The 16,349-nt window shown below is 71.6% G+C and carries 16 protein-coding genes; 3 read left to right on the top strand and 13 right to left on the bottom strand.

Annotated features, from left to right (window positions below; genetic code table 11):
* Nucleotides 1-12 precede the first annotated feature (12 nt).
* Both G3I78_RS44755 and G3I78_RS44750 read right to left on the bottom strand, forming a co-directional pair.
* The gene (locus G3I78_RS44755; RefSeq protein ID WP_164435884.1) at nt 13-834 is read right to left on the bottom strand and encodes an ABC transporter ATP-binding protein; all 822 of its coding nucleotides are present in this window, start codon (nt 832-834) and stop codon (nt 13-15) included.
* Nucleotides 827-1,744 carry an ABC transporter permease gene (locus G3I78_RS44750; RefSeq protein WP_164435882.1) on the bottom strand — a complete coding sequence of 306 codons (918 nt, stop codon included), beginning with the start codon at nt 1,742-1,744 and terminating at the stop codon, nt 827-829. The genes G3I78_RS44755 and G3I78_RS44750 overlap by 8 nt, the downstream gene beginning before the upstream one ends.
* 278 nt (nt 1,745-2,022) lie before the next feature.
* Here G3I78_RS44750 and G3I78_RS44745 point away from each other — a divergent pair, with 278 nt between their 5' ends.
* Nucleotides 2,023-2,661 carry a TetR/AcrR family transcriptional regulator gene (locus G3I78_RS44745; protein ID WP_203616400.1) on the top strand — a complete coding sequence of 213 codons (639 nt, stop codon included), beginning with the start codon at nt 2,023-2,025 and terminating at the stop codon, nt 2,659-2,661.
* Between the two features lie 3 nt (nt 2,662-2,664).
* Here the strand turns inward: G3I78_RS44745 and G3I78_RS44740 are convergent, their stop codons facing one another.
* Nucleotides 2,665-3,423 carry a Crp/Fnr family transcriptional regulator gene (locus G3I78_RS44740; RefSeq protein ID WP_343244004.1) on the bottom strand — a complete coding sequence of 253 codons (759 nt, stop codon included), beginning with the start codon at nt 3,421-3,423 and terminating at the stop codon, nt 2,665-2,667.
* A gap of 96 nt (nt 3,424-3,519) precedes the next feature.
* Between G3I78_RS44740 and G3I78_RS44735 the strand changes: the two genes are divergently transcribed.
* On the top strand, nt 3,520-3,816 hold the full coding sequence (locus G3I78_RS44735; RefSeq protein ID WP_164435876.1) for a YciI family protein: 297 nt from the start codon (nt 3,520-3,522) through the stop codon (nt 3,814-3,816).
* On the opposite strand, the gene G3I78_RS44730 is transcribed toward G3I78_RS44735, so the two are convergent.
* The 5 genes from G3I78_RS44730 to G3I78_RS44710 form a co-directional block, all read right to left on the bottom strand.
* Complete coding sequence (locus G3I78_RS44730; RefSeq protein WP_164435874.1) at nt 3,797-4,939, bottom strand: DUF6596 domain-containing protein; 1,143 nt, start codon at nt 4,937-4,939, stop codon at nt 3,797-3,799. The genes G3I78_RS44735 and G3I78_RS44730 overlap by 20 nt on opposite strands.
* Nucleotides 4,939-5,355: a YciI family protein gene (locus tag G3I78_RS44725; protein ID WP_164435872.1), complete on the bottom strand. Its 417-nt coding sequence runs from the start codon at nt 5,353-5,355 to the stop codon at nt 4,939-4,941. Before G3I78_RS44725 ends, G3I78_RS44730 begins: the two co-directional genes overlap by 1 nt.
* Before the next feature lie 180 nt (nt 5,356-5,535).
* On the bottom strand, nt 5,536-6,516 hold the full coding sequence (gene galE / locus G3I78_RS44720) for a UDP-glucose 4-epimerase GalE (RefSeq protein WP_164435870.1): 981 nt from the start codon (nt 6,514-6,516) through the stop codon (nt 5,536-5,538).
* Nucleotides 6,517-6,572: 56 nt separating this feature from the next.
* On the bottom strand, nt 6,573-7,817 hold the full coding sequence (locus G3I78_RS44715) for a glycosyltransferase family 87 protein (protein WP_164435868.1): 1,245 nt from the start codon (nt 7,815-7,817) through the stop codon (nt 6,573-6,575).
* Between the two features lie 59 nt (nt 7,818-7,876).
* Entirely contained in the window at nt 7,877-8,365 is a 489-nt protein-coding gene (locus G3I78_RS44710; RefSeq protein ID WP_164435866.1) for a MarR family transcriptional regulator, read from the bottom strand.
* Nucleotides 8,366-8,466: 101 nt separating this feature from the next.
* On the opposite strand from G3I78_RS44710, the gene G3I78_RS44705 reads away from it, so the two are divergent.
* Nucleotides 8,467-8,880, top strand: a complete 414-nt coding sequence (locus G3I78_RS44705) for an organic hydroperoxide resistance protein (protein WP_164435864.1) — start codon at nt 8,467-8,469, stop codon at nt 8,878-8,880.
* 174 nt (nt 8,881-9,054) lie between these two features.
* Here the strand turns inward: G3I78_RS44705 and G3I78_RS44700 are convergent, their stop codons facing one another.
* From G3I78_RS44700 to G3I78_RS44680, 5 genes are all read right to left on the bottom strand, one after another.
* Complete coding sequence (locus G3I78_RS44700) at nt 9,055-11,298, bottom strand: bifunctional glycosyltransferase family 2 protein/CDP-glycerol:glycerophosphate glycerophosphotransferase (protein WP_164435862.1); 2,244 nt, start codon at nt 11,296-11,298, stop codon at nt 9,055-9,057.
* Nucleotides 11,299-11,437: 139 nt separating this feature from the next.
* On the bottom strand, nt 11,438-12,346 hold the full coding sequence (locus G3I78_RS44695) for a carbohydrate ABC transporter permease (RefSeq protein ID WP_164435860.1): 909 nt from the start codon (nt 12,344-12,346) through the stop codon (nt 11,438-11,440).
* The gene (locus tag G3I78_RS44690) at nt 12,343-13,686 is read right to left on the bottom strand and encodes a sugar ABC transporter permease (RefSeq protein ID WP_164435858.1); all 1,344 of its coding nucleotides are present in this window, start codon (nt 13,684-13,686) and stop codon (nt 12,343-12,345) included. The genes G3I78_RS44695 and G3I78_RS44690 overlap by 4 nt, the downstream gene beginning before the upstream one ends.
* A 4-nt stretch (nt 13,687-13,690) precedes the next feature.
* Nucleotides 13,691-15,070: an extracellular solute-binding protein gene (locus G3I78_RS44685; protein WP_164435856.1), complete on the bottom strand. Its 1,380-nt coding sequence runs from the start codon at nt 15,068-15,070 to the stop codon at nt 13,691-13,693.
* Between the two features lie 177 nt (nt 15,071-15,247).
* Nucleotides 15,248-16,349 (bottom strand): FtsK/SpoIIIE domain-containing protein (locus tag G3I78_RS44680; RefSeq protein WP_275424915.1); only part of this gene is annotated, 1,102 nt, incomplete at its 5' end.

Raw genomic sequence — 16,349 nt, 5'->3', positions numbered from 1 at the left:
GAAGCCGTGGTGTCAGGCCGCGACCTTCGGCTTCGCCTTGTCCTTGTCCGGGCCGCCCGTGAAGTCCTCGTAGGCCGCCAGAACCTCGTCCGTCGGGCCGTCCATGCGCAGCTCGCCGCGCTCCAGCCACAGCACCCGCTCGCAGGTGTCACGGATCGACTTGTTGCTGTGGCTCACCAGGAACACCGTGCCCGCGTGCTTGCGCAGCTCCCGGATGCGCTCCTCGGAACGCTTCTGGAAGGACCGGTCACCCGTCGCCAGGGCCTCGTCGATGAGCAGCACGTCGTGGTCCTTGGCCGCCGCGATCGAGAAGCGCAGCCGGGCCGCCATGCCGGAGGAGTACGTCCGCATCGGCAGGGTGATGAAGTCGCCCTTCTCGTTGATGCCGGAGAAGTCCACGATCCCCTGGTACCGCTCCTTGACCTGCTCGCGGGACATGCCCATCGCGAGACCGCCGAGATAGACGTTGCGCTCGCCGGTCAGGTCGTTCATCAGCGCCGCGTTGACGCCCAGGAGGGAGGGCTGGCCGTCGGTGAAGATACGGCCGTTCTCCACCGGGAGCAGGCCCGCGACCGCCTTCAGCAGCGTCGACTTGCCCGAGCCGTTGGTGCCGATCAGGCCGATCGCCTCGCCCTTGTACGCCACGAACGACACGTTCTTCACGGCGTGCACCTTGCGCACACCCGCCGCCTTCTCGGCCTGGCCCCGGCGCAGCATGCGGTTGAGGGCGGCGGTGGCCGAGCCCCGGCCGGCGCCGGTGCCGTTGACGCGGTAGACGATGTCGACGCCGTCGCAGACGACAGTGGGGATCTTGCTCTGCTCGATGTCAGCCACGGCCGTACGTCTCCTCAGCCTTCCAGAAGTAGATGAAGCCGCCGACGCCGGCGACCAGCGCCCAGCCCGCCGCGATCGCCCACACATGGTGCGGCAGCTGGCTGGCGTGGAAGCTGTCGATCAGGGAGTAGCGCATCAGGTCGATGTAGACGGCGGCAGGGTTGGCCTGCAGCACCGGCACCACCCAGGACGGCCAGTTGTGGTGGCCCTTGGCCAGCTTGTCGATGCTCCACATCACGCCGGAGACATACATCCAGGTGCGCAGGACGAACGGCATCAGCTGCGCGATGTCCGGTGTCTTGGCACCCATCCGGGCCATGATCATCGAGACGCCGGTGTTGAAGATCGACTGCAGCACCAGCGCGGGGACCGCCAGCAGCCAGGACGCGGCGATCGGCACACCGAAGCAGAGCAGGATGACGACCAGCGCGGCCATCGAGAAGAGCAGCTGCTGGAGCTGCTGCAGGGCGAACGAGATCGGCAGCGCGGCCCGCGGGAAGTGCAGGGCCCGCACCAGGCCCAGGTTGCCGGAGATCGCGCGAGTGCCGGCCATGATCGAGCTCTGCGTGAACGTCCAGATGAACACGCCCGTGACCAGGAACGGCACGTAGTCCGGCACATTCCTCTTGGTGCCCAGCAGCACGCCGAAAATGAAGTAGTACACCGCCGCGTTCAGCAACGGCGTCATGACCTGCCAGACCTGGCCCAGCTTCGCCTGGCTGTACTGCGCGGTGAGCTTGGCGGTCGCGAACGCGGTGATGAAGTGCCGCCGCGCCCACAGCTGGCGGACATACTCGGGCAGGGAGGGACGGGCACCGCTGACGGCGAGGCCGTGACGGGCGGCCAGGGCCGTGAGATCGTCGTCGGCCGGGACCGCCGTCGGGGGCGGTGTGTCGAGAACCTGGCTCACATCCGCTGCTTTCGCTCGGGGGGTGGGGGTGAGGCGCGTGCGGCCGGCGGGTCCGTCACCCGATGTTTCCTTACGTGACTCTTCACGTTCTCTTACGTCGGGACGGGACCGTATCGTCGCAACGTGAGCGTAGGACGAGTGAGCGTCGGAACGCAACCGTTTCGTCGTCACGAATGACGCTGGAACGTAACCGTATCGTCGTAACGGCGTTGTGCAGGACGGCACGGTTTCGTCCTAACGGGTCGCGTCGGAACGGGACCGTTTCGTCGCTACGCCCTATGCTGGTCCGCATGACGACCAACGCCGACACGCCGCAGACCCGTCCGCGCCGCCGTGCCCCGGCGGGAGCCGCCGTACTCCGCGAGGATGTGACGGAAGCCATTCGGGGCGCGGTCTTCGAGGAGCTCGCGGCCGTCGGGTACGCGCGGATGTCGATCGAGGGCATCGCGCGCCGGGCGGGTGTCGGCAAGACGGCGGTGTACCGCCGCTGGCGTTCCAAGCTGCACCTGGTCCTCGACGTCGTCTCGGAGATCGCGGTGCTGGGCCTGCCGGTGCCGGACACGGGCAGTCTGGAGGACGACCTGCGGATGCTGTACGAGGTGACGTCGCGGGCGTTGCGGCACCCGGTGGCCTCGCAGATCATCCCGGACCTCCAGGCCGAGGCGGCCCGGAACCCCGAGATCGCCGAGGCGCTGCAGAACGCGCTGCAGAAGGGCCAGGAGGGCGTGGCCAGCAAGATCATCGTGGCGGCGGAGCAGCGCGGTGAGCTGCGGGTGGGCTTCAACGACGAGTTGGCGCTCGATCTGATCTCCGGCCCGCTGTACTGGCGTTCGGTCGTGATCCGTGCCCCGAAGCTGCCCAAGGGGTATCTCGCGGCGCTGGCGCGCGCGACGACGGAGGCGCTGAAGGCGCTCTGAGGCTCAGCGGCGGGAGTCCGGGCCGGTGCCGGGGTCCGGTGCCGCGCGCAGGGCGAGGAGTTCCGGGGCGAGGACCCGGATCAGGCCGCCGTTCTCCGCGGGGCCGATGAGCCCGTCGCGCCGGAGCCGGGACAGTGCCCGGTTGACGGTGACGCGGGTGACGCCGAGCAGGTCGGCGAGTTCACGCTGGCTCCCCGGGAGGGCGACCAGGCCGTCGGTGCCGCCGTCGCTGCCGCTGCCGCCGGCCAGTCCCTCCAGCAGCCAGGCCGCCAGGCGGGCCTCGCAGGGCAGGGCGACCGTGTCGGTGAGGCGTTCCTGCTGGGCGCGGGCCTGGGCGGCCAGCAGGCGCAGTACGTGGGCGCGTACCGCTGTGGAGTCGTCGAGCAGCGTGGTGAAGCGGGCTTGCGGCAGGGCTCGTACAGTGCACGGCGTGAGCGCGGTGCAGGTCGCGGTGTGGCCGGCTCCGTCCAGCAGGGCCACCTTGTCGAGCGCGCACGGGCCGGCCCAGGTCCCGAACCGTATGACGCGTCCGGCGGCGGTGGTGACGGACGCCGAGACGGTGCCGTCGAGCAGGACGAGCAGGTGGTCGGCGGGGCTGCCGTGGTGGCGCAGGGTCGATCCGGTGTCGTAGCGACGTGGGATCGAGGTGTCCCACAGGCGGCGCAGGTCGGGGTCGGGGAGTGCGGCGAACAGCGGTACGTCCCGCAGCCGCGGCCAGTCGTGCACGGGCGCGGCGGCTTCCTCCCGCTCGGACGCGGGCACGGTGGCTCCTTCCCGCTGTATCGGCCGATACAGCCCTGTGCGGCGCGCCGAGCATAGTCTCGCCGGGTCGGTCCGCAACCAAGGGAAGGGGCTCTCGTGCTCGTCGTGGAACTCGTCTTCGCTCCCGCTCCGGAACGTCTCGCAGCCCGTCCCGCCCACCGTGCGGCTCTCGCTGGTCTGCATGCCGAGGGGCAGCTCTTCGCGGCCGGTCCGTGGGCCGACGACCAGGGGGCGCTGCTGGTGTTCGTGGTGGGGCGCGAGCGGTTGGAGGAGATCCTGGAGGAGGACCCGTACTACCGGCGCACGCCTGGTGTGGAGGTGCGTTCGGTGCGGGAGTGGTCGCCGGTCGTGGGGTTTGGGCCCCGTCGGCGGGTCAGCGGCGCCGGGTGTTGAGGCGGGCGGCCTGGCGGGTCAGGTGGTCGCGTTCGGCGAGGTTGGGGGCCTGGCGGGCGGCCTCGGCGTAGAGGCGGGCGGCGGTCTCCAGGTCGCCGTCGCGTTCGTGGAGGTGGGCGGCGACCGCGGAGTGGCGGGGCAGCGCGGTGTCCAGGGCGGCGAGTGCGGCTAGGCCGGCGCGGGGACCGTCGGCCTCGCCCACGGCGACCGCGCGGTTGAGCAGGACCACGGGGCTGTCGGTCAGGCGGGCGAGTTCGTCGTACCACTCGACGATCTGCACCCAGTCCGTCTCCTCGGCGGTGGGGGCGTCGGCGTGCAGGGCGGCGATGGCGGCCTGGGCCTGGAACTCGCCCAGCCGGTCGCGGGAGAGGGCGTGCTGGAGGATCCTGACGCCCTCGGCGATGGCGGTGGTGTCCCAGCGGGCGCGGTCCTGTTCGGCGAGCGGGACGAGGCTGCCGTCGGGTGCGGTCCGGGTGGTGCGGCGGGCGTGGTGGAGCAGCATGAGGGCGAGCAGTCCGGCGACCTCGGGGTGGTCGATGGCGGCGGCGAGCTGCCGGGTGAGGCGGATGGCCTCGGCGGCGAGGTCGAGGTCGCCGGAGTAGCCCTCGTTGAAGACCAGGTAGAGGACGCGCAGCACGGTGGCGACGTCGCCCGGCTGGTCGAACCGGATGCCGGAGACGGTGCGTTTGGCCCGGCTGATGCGCTGCGCCATGGTCGCCTCGGGCACGAGGTAGGCCTGGGCGATCTGGCGGGTGGTGAGGCCGCCGACGGCGCGCAGGGTGAGCGCGACGGCGGAGGAGGGGGTCAGCGAGGGGTGGGCGCACAGGAAGTAGAGCTGGAGCGTGTCGTCCGCGCCGGGCGCGGCGCCGGCCGCCGGTTCCTCGTCGATCCGGTCCTCGCGCCGGCGGCGGGCGGTGTCCGCGCGGGTCTGGTCGAGGAACTTCCGCCAGGCCACGGTGACGAGCCAGCCCTTGGGGTCCCGCGGCGGGTCGTCCGGCCAGCCGCGGACGGCCTCGACGAGCGCGTCCTGCACGGCGTCCTCGGCCGCCGCGAAGTCGGCTCCGCGGCGGACGAGGACGGCGAGCACGCCCGGGGTGAGACCGCGGACGAGTGACTCGTCCATCAGTGGGGGCACTCCGTGGTGTCGGGCTCGGCGGCCAGGAAGGGGCGCAGTTCGAGCCACTCGTGGATCGGCTTGCCGCCCGCGCCGGGCGCCGCGGACAGTTCCCCGGCCAGCTCCACGGCCCGCTCGTAGGTGTCGACGTCGATCACCATCCAGCCGGCGATCAGGTCCTTCGTCTCGGCGAACGGCCCGTCCGTCACCGGCGGCCGCCCCTCCCCGTCGTAGCGGACCCACGCCCCCTCGGGCGCGAGCGCCTGCCCGTCCACGAACTCGCCGGTCTTCTCCAGCCGGTCCGCGAAGTCACGCATGTACGTCAGGTGCGCGGTGATCTCCTCCGGCGTCCACTGGTCCATCCGAACGTCGTTGACGGCGGCCGGGGCGCCCCGGTAGTGCTTCAGCAGCAGGTACTTGGCCATGGTGGTCTCCTCGATACCGGTGCGACCCATTGTGGCCGCGCTCACCCCTGGGACGGAGCGGGCGACGGATTCTCGACATCGTCGCGCGAAGTTTTCCGGATTTCTTCGTTCTCCGAGGTCAGCCGGTGGGTGAGGGCGGCCGGTCGGCCGTGCGCGGGACGCGTGGGCCGCGTCCCGGCCCTATCCCCGTCCCGCCTCCGGATGCAGCCGTACCCATCCCTCCCACGCCGAGGCGATCATGTCCTGGACGTCGTGTTTGGCCTTCCAGCCCAGTTCTGCCGTGGCTCGGTCGGCGGAGGCGACCACGCGGGCCGGGTCGCCGGGGCGGGGGGGGTGGACGGTCGGGGGGCGGTGGTGGCCGGTGAGGGTGTTGATGTGGTCGATCATCTCGCGGACGGAGACGCCCTCGCCGCGGCCGATGTTGAGGGTGAGGTCGCGGCCGGGGGCGCACTGGAGGGCGCGGGCGGCGGCCACGTGGGCCTCGGCGAGGTCGGCGACGTGGATGTAGTCGCGGACGCAGGTGCCGTCGGGGGTGGCGTAGTCGTCGCCGAAGACGCGCGGGGCGGCGTTCTCGGTGAGCTTCTCGAAGACCATCGGGATCAGGTTGAAGACGCCCGTGTCGGCGAGCTCGGGGGCCGCGGCGCCCGCCACGTTGAAGTAGCGCAGGGAGGCGGTGGACAGGCCCGTCGCGCGGCCCGTGGCGCGGACCAGCCACTCGCCGGCCAGCTTGGTCTCGCCGTAGGGGGACATCGGCGCGCACGGGGTCTCCTCCGTGACGAGTTGGACGTCCGGCATGCCGTAGACGGCCGCGGAGGAGGAGAAGACGAAGGAGGCGACCCGGGCCGTCGTCACCGCCTCCAGGAGGACGCGCAGGCCCTCGACGTTCTCCCGGTAGTAGTGCAGCGGCCGGTCCACCGACTCGCCGACCTGCTTCTTGGCCGCCAGGTGGACCACACCGGTGACCTCGTGGTCGGCGAGGGTGTGCGCGATCCGCTCGGCGTCCAGCGTGGAGCCCGTCACCAGCGGCACGCCGGCCGGCACGCGCTCGGCGATGCCGGTGGACAGGTCGTCGTACACGACCGCCTGTTCGCCCGCCTCGGTCATCGCCCTCACGACGTGCGCCCCGATGTAGCCGGCGCCGCCGGTGATCAGCCAGGTCATGTACGGCCGTCCCCTCGTCGGTTGACCCGTGTCCTGTGTCGCCCCGTGTCCGCGTATCAGTGAAGCAGGCGGTCCGGCACCGCGGGCGCGGGAGGGGTGACCCGGTGTGGAGCGGGGGACACGCGCGGTGCCGTCGTCGAGCGCCACACGCGTGTGAAGGACAGTACGGCGGCGGTGCCGAGCAGTCCGTTGCGTACGACCATCAGCGCGCAGCCCGTCCAGGTGGCGTTCGCGACCTCGCCGTACAGGACCGGGTACACCACGGCGCTCACCGCGGTCGCCGCCAGGACCAGCGCGGCGACCGGGCGCTGGGTGGTGTGCCGGGAGGTCAGGCACACGGCGGCCAGGCCCACGAGCCAGATCATGTACTGCGGGCTGATCACCCGGCTGGTGACGGTGAACAGCAGCACGGCGGCAAGGGCCGCGTCGTACGGCGTGGCCTCGTTCCACCGCCGGGCCCTGGCCCGCCACAGCAGCACGAGAGCCAGGGCTACGACGGTCAGCGCGAGCGAGACGTGGGCGACCGTGGAGACGTACGGTCCCGTGTACTCCAGCGCCCCGTACTGGTAGCGCACCTGTCCCGGCCAGCCGGCGTGCCGGGCCAGGGCGAGCGCGGTGCCGCCGAAGGACTCGATCTGCACGCCCCGGCCGCCCTGTTGGCGCAGGAAGGCGAAGGGGTGGTCGAAGAGGGTCGCGAGGAGCGCGAGGGCGGTCGTGCCGGTCACCGCCGCCGAGGTCCACGCCGATCGCGTGGCCCGGCCCTTCGGCAGGCCGGTGAGGACCAGGACCGGCCATACCTTCACCAGGGCGCCCAGCGCCGCGAGCGCCCCGCACACGCGCGTGGAGCGCGTCGACGTGAGCAGGGAGAGGACCGCGAGGGCGGTGACCTGGACGTCGTAGCGGGCGAGCGGGACGTGCAGGAGGAGGGGGAGGCCGCCGACCCAGACGGCGGCGCCGAGCAGGGTGCGGCCGGGGCGGGTGCCCGCGCGCGTGAGGGCGACGGCGACGACCGCGTCGGTGGCGAGGGTGAGCGCGACGAACGCCTGGAAGTACGTCAGGCCCGGCAGCAGCCCGGGAGAGAGCAGCAGGGGGCCCGCGCCCGGCGGGTACTGCCAGAGGGTGTCGTGCACCGGGAAGGCGCCGTGCGCGAGGACGCCGTACCAGTGGTGGTAGAGCCGCCACACCTCGCGCGCGACGTTGCCGCCGCCCAGCAGGGGCAGGCTGTCGTGGGCGAGCAGCCACAGCATCAGGGCGCGGGTGGCGAGCCAGGCGGCGGCGAGGGCGGCACGGGGATGTCTCATCACGGCGGATCGTAGGCGGGCATATGCCGTGCAAGCCCTGAAGCAGTCCTAAAGTGACGCTAGTTTTCGGTAAGCGCGGCCCTGTCGCCCGCCGCCTCGGCCCGGGCCGCGCCGTCCAGCATCGAGGTGAGTTCGTCCAGCCGGGCGCGCAGGGAGCGGATCTCGTCGACGTCGAAGCCGGTCGCGGCGGCGATGCGGCGGGGCACCTGAAGGGCGTGCTCCCGCAGTGCCGTCCCCTCGTCGGTGAGCTTGACCTCGACCGAGCGCTCGTCGCGGGCGCTGCGTTCCCGGCGTACCAGACCGGCCGCCTCCAGCCGTTTGAGCAGGGGGGACAGCGTGCCGGAGTCGAGGCGCAGGTGTTCGCCGAGCGTCTTCACCGGCAGGTCGCCGTGCTCCCACAGGACCAGCATCACCAGGTACTGGGGGTAGGTGAGCCCCAGGTCCTTGAGGATCACGCGGTAGACGCCGTTGAAGGCGCGGGACGCGGCGTGGAGGGAGAAGCAGATCTGCTGGTCGAGTCGGAGCCAGTCGGTCGCGGGCGTGGTCATGTCCTCCAGGGTAGCTCTTACCCGCCATTCAGTTGTACACAATTGAATTGTGTGCTCTACTTGTGGCAACGACAGGACTCACTCCAGAGGGATGGTTTTCCATGGACGCGCTCTACACCGCCGTCGCCACCGCCACCCACGGCCGTGACGGCCGCGCCTACACGAACGACGGCAAGATCGACGTCGCTCTGGCACCGCCGGCGGAGCTGGGCGGCAACGGTCAGGGCACCAACCCGGAGCAGCTGTTCGCCGCCGGTTACGCCGCCTGTTTCGGCAGCGCCCTCGGTCTCGTCGGTCGCCAGGCCAAGGTGGACGTCAGTGACGCCGCCGTCACCGCCGAGGTCGGCATAGGCAAGCAGGGCGAGGGGTTCGGCCTCAAGGTCACCCTCCGCGTCGAGCTGCCCGACACCGTGGACCAGGAGACCGGCCGCAAGCTCGTCGAGACCTCCCACCAGGTCTGCCCCTACTCCAACGCCACCCGCGGCAACATCGAGGTCGACCTCGTCATCGAGTAAGTCCGGAAAGCGAACTCGCCCGGACCGAGTCAGGTCCGGAAAACCAACTCACCCCACCCGCCCCGCCCCCGCGTGCGCGGTCGGCATGTCCCAGGCGCCCGGGCGTCCCGTAGGGCGCCAGGTCGTCGGGCGGGTCGGCGTGGGGTGGGACGGGCTGGAGGGCATGCGGGGCTCCTAGCGGGACACCGTCGGCAGTGGGGGATGGTCGAGCGTCGCCGCCGCCGACGGCACCGGATGGCGGTCGGACAGCGGGGTCACCGGGGGCAGGTCCGTCTCGCCGAGGACCACGTGGCGTACGACCCGTTCCGCGGCGCGGCCGTCGTCGTACGGGCAGAACCGCTCGCGGAACGCCGAGCGCAGCTGGGTGGAGCGGGAGCCGCGCCAGTGGCCGGTGGCGAAGATGTCGGTCAGTTCGTCCTCGCTGCGGGCCACCGCGCCCGGCGCGAAGGAACGCAGGTCGAAGTAGGTGCCGCGGGCCGCCTCGTACGCCGCGTGGTCGTCGTCGCCCGCGTGGATGACGATCGGGCGGTCCAGGTTGGCGTAGTCGAACATCAGGGACGAGTAGTCGGTGACCAGCGCGTCCGAGGCCAGGCACAGGGCCTCCACGCTCGGATGGTCGGTGACGTCGACGACCCGGGCCGGGGCGGGGGAGGCCAGCGGGCCGCCGTGCCGGTGGTGGGCGCGGGCCAGCACGACGAAGCGCGGGCCGAGTCGGCGCAGGAAGCGGTCCAGATCCAGGGCGGCGCGCTGGGTGCGGCGGTAGTCGCGGTGGGTGGGCGCGTACAGGATCGCGACCGTGCCCTCCGGGATGCCGAGGGACTCGCGCAGCCGCCGTACGTCCTCCGAAGTCGCCTTCTGGAACACGTCGTTGCGGGGATAGCCGTAGGGGAGCGTGGTGTAGCCGCCGGGGTAGACCCGCTCCCAGGTCAGGGTGGTGTGCCGGTTGGGGGACAGGACGTGGTCCCACTGCGCGACCCCGGCGAGCAGCTCCTCGAAGTCCAGGTCCCTTGCCGCGGCGGGGCGTTCGAGGAGGTCGAGGCCCATGTGCTTGAGGGGCGTGCCGTGTTGGGTCTGGACGAGGACCTGGCCGGGGCGCTTGACGAGGGGGCGGCCGAAGTCGTCGTTGGTGACGAGGTACTTGGAGCGGGCGAGAGCCGTCCAGTGGGCGGCCGTGCCGGGGGTGAGGCGGCGGGTCGCGGTCGGGATCGTGTGGTGGTGCTCGGGGCGGGCGATCCACGCGGTGCGGATGTGCGGGGCGAAGGCGCGGAACGCCTCCTCCAGCGCGCCCGGGTTGCAGCCGTGGCCGCGGCCCCCGTACGCGGCGAAGACGGCACGGTCCGCGCGCAGCGGCAGCCGGAGCTGGACGCGGTAGTGGAGCCGGAGGGCCGCCGAGCGCAGGGAATCGGCGAGGCGAACGACCGGCCTGGTGGTGCGGTGGCTGATCCTCTTGGCCAGTTCCACGAGCCGGTAACTGCGGTACAGGCCCCGGCGGATCAGTGCGTGCCGCAGCCGGGAGCGCGGCGGGACCGGGTGGCCGGGGACGCGGTGCACGCGGTACTGGACCCGCGCCCGCTTCAGGAACTCCGCGTGGCTGCCCCGCGGCAGACGGCCCCGCCCGGTGAACAGCGCCGCCAGCTCGTCGACCATGGCGCGGAACAACACCGGCCGCCACTGGGCGAGTTCGGGGCGCGAGTCGACGTACGCGAAGACCCGGTCGTACTGGTCGAAGACGTCGAAGTGGTCCGGGCAGCCCGGCCCTGCCTGGGCGGGTACGCAGCGCCTGCGCTGCCGGTGGTGGACGCAGACCCGGTCGAGGGTGGCGATCGACTCGGCGGCCATCAGCACCGGGTAGGTCCAGGCCACGGCCTCGTGGGAGCCGGCCGGGAAGGCGAAGCCCTCGCGCTCCACGAACTCCCTGCGGCACACCTTGTTCCAGGCCGCCGCCGGCACCCGCAGCAGCCCCCGGCGGTCCTCCAGGCGGAACGGCGCCGGGCCCTGCTCGGTCAGCAGGCCCGCGGCGGCGTCGGGGACGGTCTCGCCCGACCAGTGGGCGAGCGCGTGGCCGTGGACCAGGACGTCCGGCTCGCCCGTCTCCTTCAGCCGGTCGGCGATCGCCCGCAGCGCGTGCGGGGCGAGGACGTCGTCGCCGTCGAGGAACACCAGGTAGTCGCCGGTCGCCTCGGCGATCCCGGCGTTGCGGGCCTGGCCGACGCCCTTGTTGCGGGCCAGGTGCACCGGCCGTACACGCGGGTCGCGGGCCGCGAACTCGTCGACGATCTCGCCGCAGACGTCCGGCGAGCGGTCGTCGACCGCGATCACCTCCAGATCCTCGTACGACTGCGACAGCACCGATTCCAGGCATGCGGGCAGGTACGCCTGCACCTTGTACGAGGGGACGATGACACTGAACCTGGGCACGGCACATCCATGGGTCGGCGCGGGAGTTCTGCCCGGGAACGGCCCCTGACGGCGCTTGGTTACGGTCCGTACGGCATTCGGGCGAACGCGAAGGGGCGGGCCGGTGCAGGCCCACCCCTCAAGTCGGCTGCCGTGCGCGCTACTTGACCGCGCCCGCCATCACACCGGACACGAACTGCCGCTGGAACGCGAAGAACACGATCAGCGGGATCACCATCGAGATGAACGCGCCCGGGGCCAGCACGTCGACGTTGTCGGCGAAGGCGCGCATCTGGGTCTGGAGGGCGACCGTGATGGGCTGGCTGTCGGCGTTGGTGAACACCAGCGCGATCAGCATGTCGTTCCACACCCACAGGAACTGGAAGATGCCGAGGCTCGCGATGGCGGGCCCGCCGAGCGGCATCACCACCCGTGCGAACAGGCGCAGTTCGCCCGCGCCGTCCAGCCGCGCCGCCTCCAGGAGCTCACGGGGGATCTCCGCGAAGAAGTTCCGCAGCAGGAACACCGCGAACGGCAGGCCGAAGCCGGTGTGGAAGAGGACCACGCCGAAGATGTTGCCGAACAGGCCGATCTTCCCGAAGAGTTCGGCGATCGGGATCAGCGCCACCTGCACCGGCACCACCAGCAGCCCGACCACGCCCATGAACCACCAGTCGCGGCCCGGGAACTCCATCCACGCGAACGCGTACCCGGCGAGCGCGCCGATGACGATCACGAGGAGCGTCGCCGGGACGGTGATCAGGACGGTGTTGAGGATGGAGCTGGTGATGTCGCTGTTCTGGAGGAGCTTGTCGTAGCTGGAGAAGGTCAGTTGGGAGGGCTTGCTGAAGACCTGCCACCAGCCGCTGGCGCTCAGGTCCTGCGGGGAGCGCAGCGAGGAGATCAGCAGGCCGATCGTCGGCACCAGCCAGAACAGGCCGACGATGACGAGGAACACGCTGATCGCACCACCGCTGACCCGCTCGACGAGGCGCGAGCCGAGGGACTGCCTCGCCTTCGCCCCGTCGGCCGCCGCCGTCTCGGGGAGCCTTTCGGCCTGGGTCGTCATCGCCGTACCTCCCGCCTGAGCCGACGAATGTTGAACCACATCACCGGGATCACCAGCAGCAGCAGGAACACCGAGATGGCGCTCGCGATGCCCGGCTGGTCCTCGGAGAACCCCTTGCGGTACAGCTCCAGCGCGAGGACGTTCGCGTCGTCCTGCGAGGAGCCCGGGGCGATGATGAAGACCAGGTCGAAGATCTTCAGGACGTTGATCATCAACGTCACGGTGACCACCGCGAGGACCGGCGCCAGCAGCGGGACCGTGACACTGCGGAACACCTGCCACTCGCTCGCGCCGTCCACCCGGGCCGCCTCCAGCAGCTCCCGGGGGATGCCCGCGAGCCCGGCCGCGATCAGCACCATCGCGAAACCGGCCCACATCCAGATGTACGACCCGATGATCGCCGGTGTGACCAGCGACGGGCCGAGCCAGTCCAGGCCGTTGTAGGCCTCCTTGAAGTTGCTTGCCGGGAGCCGCAGTTGGGCTCCGTCGGCCTTCTCGGAGAAGGAGAACGTGCCGTCGTCGCCGGCCTTGGTGGTCTCGACGACCTTGCCGTCCTTGACGGCCTCGATCTTCATGCCGGGGTAGCCGACCTCGGTCGGGTCGACCCCGCCGAGCGTGCCGACGCCCTTGCCGCGGGTGAAGTCCTGCCAGGTGGTGCCGGTGATCCGGCCCGGGTCCGCCTGCGGTGCCACGGCCTTCTTCGCGTCGCCGGGCATCTGGTCCGGTGCGACGCCCACCAGGGGCAGCGTGACGGTGCCGCCGGTACGGACCGTGGCCTTGGTGATGAAGCCGCCGCCCTGCGCCACCAGCGGCGACTCCCGGCCCGGGTGGGCCTTCGGGAACGCCGAGGACTGCGCGAACGTGTCGTGCACGCCCACCCACACCGCGTTCGCGAACCCCTTGTCCGGGTCCTGGTCGTAGACGAGGCGGAAGATGATGCCCGCCGCCAGCATCGAGATCGCCATCGGCATGAAGACGACCAGCTTGAACGCCGTTCCCCAGCGCACCCGTTCGGTCAGCACCGCGAAGACCAGACCGAGCGCGGTGGCGATCGTCGGCGCGAACACCACCCAGATGATGTTGTTCTTCAGGGCGGTGCGGATGCCGTCGTCGGTGAACAGCGCCTTGTAGTTGTCGAATCCGGCGAAACCGTCGCCGGACTGGTCGTAGAAGCTGCGGACCAGCGAGTACCCGATCGGGTAGACCACGAGCGCGCCCAGCAGCACGAGGGCGGGCAGCAGGAACAGCGCCGCCACGGTCCTTCGGGTGCCGGTCACGCTCTTGCGCGACTTGGGGGAGACAGGGGCCGGTGGGACCCCTGCCTCCGTGGCCGACGTCATCGCGTCAGTTCCCGTAGGCGGCCGCCGCGTCCGCCTCCAGCTTCGCCTGGGTGCCCGCGATGTTCTTCGGGTCGGTCAGGAAGTCCTGGAGCGCCTTCCACTCACCCTTGCCCGGGGTGCCGCCGAAGGCCTGCGGAGCCTGGTCGGACATGTCGAAGCGGAAGTCGTCGCCGGAGTCGATCAGCGCCTTGGCGATCTTCTGCTGCACCGGGTTCGGGTACGACGAGACGTCCACGCTCTTGTTCGGCGAGAGATAGCCGCCCAGCTTGGCCTGGATCGTCGCCGCGTCCGGGGAGGCCAGGAAGGTCGCGAGCGCCTGCGCCGCCTTGGAGTCCTTCAGGATGACGGCCGCGTCGCCGCCGGAGACCACGGGGGCGGTGTCGCCGACCTTCGGGAACGGGAACACCTTCGCGTCGGTGCCGACCTTCGCCTTCGCCGTCTGGATGTTGACCTGCGCGAAGTCGCCCTCGTAGACCATCGCGGCCTTCGGCTGGTCGCCGCCGGTGAAGGTCTGGGTGACGGAGGCCGGGAAGTCGACCTGGAGAGCGCCCTTCGCGCCGCCCGCCACATAGTCCTTCTTGCCCCACACCTGGGCCAGCGTGGTCAGCGCGTCCTTCACGGACGGGTCCGTCCACTTGATCTCGTGCTTGGCCAGCTGGTCGTACTTCTCCGGGCCCGCCTGGGAGAGGTAGACGTTCTCGAACCAGTCCGTCAGGGTCCAGCCCTCGGCGCCGCCGACGGAGAACGGGGTCACGCCCGAGTCGTAGACCGTCTGCGCGGTGGTGAGCAGTTCGTCCCAGGTCTTGGGCTCGGTGGCGCCCGCGTTCTCGAAGACCTTGGCGTTGTACCAGATCAGGGACTTGTTGGCGGCCTTGTAGTAGACGCCGTACTGCTCGCCGTCGACCTTGCCGATGTCCTGCCAGCCCTGCGAGTAGTTCTTCGCGAGCTCTGCCTTGGCCTCCGCGCCGAGCGGCTTGGCCCACTTCTTGTCCACGGCCTGCTTGATCGCGCCGGGCTGCGGGAGCATCGCGATGTCCGGGGGCTGGCCGCCCGCGACCTTCGAGCCCAGGAAGTTGATGATCGGGTCCTGCGCGGGCACGAACGAGACCTTGGCGCCGGTGCGCTTCTCGAACTCCGCGAGGACCTTCTTGAAGTTGTCCTGTTCCGCACCGCTCCAGACGGCGGCGACCTCAAGGCTCTGGCCGTTCAGCTTGGGGAGGGTGAGGGTGCTGCCGCTGTCCTTGCCGCCGGTCGCACCGGTGTCGTCCTTCTTGTCGTCGCTTCCGCCGCATCCGGTGACGGCGAGGGCGAGGGCTGCCGCGAGGACGGCGGCTGCGGTCTTCGCGGCCCTGGGCTTTCGGTTTGTGCTGCTCGTGCTGCGCATCACGTCCCCGTTCTTCGTTCCTCGTCGAACGTTGAGGGCTGTCCCGTGCGAACTGGTCTACGCCGGGAGAACTGGGTCGGCAAGGGCGCGTCGGCTGTCAAGCGGGCGATCGTTGCTGCCTCGTGACCAGTGCCGGTGCGTCGGGGCACACGAGGGAGGAGGTGCCGCTGATTTCGGCTACAGCAGCGACGGCACCTCTGTTGCCGCTACTTCCCGCGCTGCCCGTTCCAATGCGCTCGCCAGCAGGGCGAGGTCCGTCGGGCCGTTGCCCAGCTCCCGCACCGGGCGGCGGGCCGGGGGATCGCCCATGCGCTCCCACTCCAGCGGGACGACGGTGGGGCGCAGGGTCGCCGTACGGGGGATGCGGCCGGTGACGCGGCCCGCCTGGAAGGCCGTGACCCGGCTGTCGGGCCGGCTCAGCCTGCCGCGGCCCGGCGCCGGTTCCTCCGGGCCGGTGGCCGGGGCGTCCAGGGTGACGCGGAGGGTGGCCCGGCGGGCCGGCTCCGACTCGGCCGTACGGCCGCCCGGGCCCGTCGCGGCCACCAGGTGCACGCCCAGGCGCTCGCCCTCGCGGGCCACCGCCTCCAGCGCGCGTATGACCGAGCCTGCGGCGGGCCTGCCGGGGGAGCCGAGGGGCGGGGAGACCAGGGCGTCCAGGTCGTCCACGACCACGACCAGGCGGGGCAGCGGAGGCGCCGTCTCGGTCCGGCGGCGGGCCGCCGCGGGGCGCAGCCGGATCGTGGAACTGGGCGGGGAGTCCAGGTCGCCGGCGGCCGGGTCGCCGGGGGCGCTCGCGGTGCCCCTGGGGGGCGCCGTGCGCTGGGCGACCATACGGCCGGACAGCTCGCGGCCGGTGTGCCACTCCGTGAAGTCGGAGCGGCCGAGCAGCTCCGCGCGCCGCTTCAGCTCGGCGCTCAGCGACTGGGCGAACTCCCGCATCTGCGCCGGGTCGTCGGCGGTCAGATAGGTGGTCACGTGCGGGACGTCGGTGCACACGCGCAGGCCCTCGCCGTGGCCGCCGCCCGCGCCCACGGTGTCCCGGCCGTCCATCAGGACGACGCTGAGCCGGTCGGGGCGCTCGGCCGCGGCCAGCGCGGCGACCAGGGCCCGCAGCAGTTCCGTACGGCCGCTGCCCGCCGGTCCCTCGATCAGCAGGTGCGGGCCGTCGGCCACGAGGTCGGCGCAGACCGGGCCGCGCGGGCCCGCCCCGAGCACCGCCCAGGCCCGCCCGCCGAGCGACTCGGGGTCGTCGGCCGCGTCCGCCCAGCGGGTCATCAGG

Source organism: Streptomyces sp. SID13726, assembly GCF_010548375.1.
Taxonomy (GTDB): domain Bacteria; phylum Actinomycetota; class Actinomycetes; order Streptomycetales; family Streptomycetaceae; genus Streptomyces.
The sequence above is the reverse complement of the archived record's forward strand: the minus strand, read 5'-3'. Positions and strand labels throughout refer to the sequence as shown.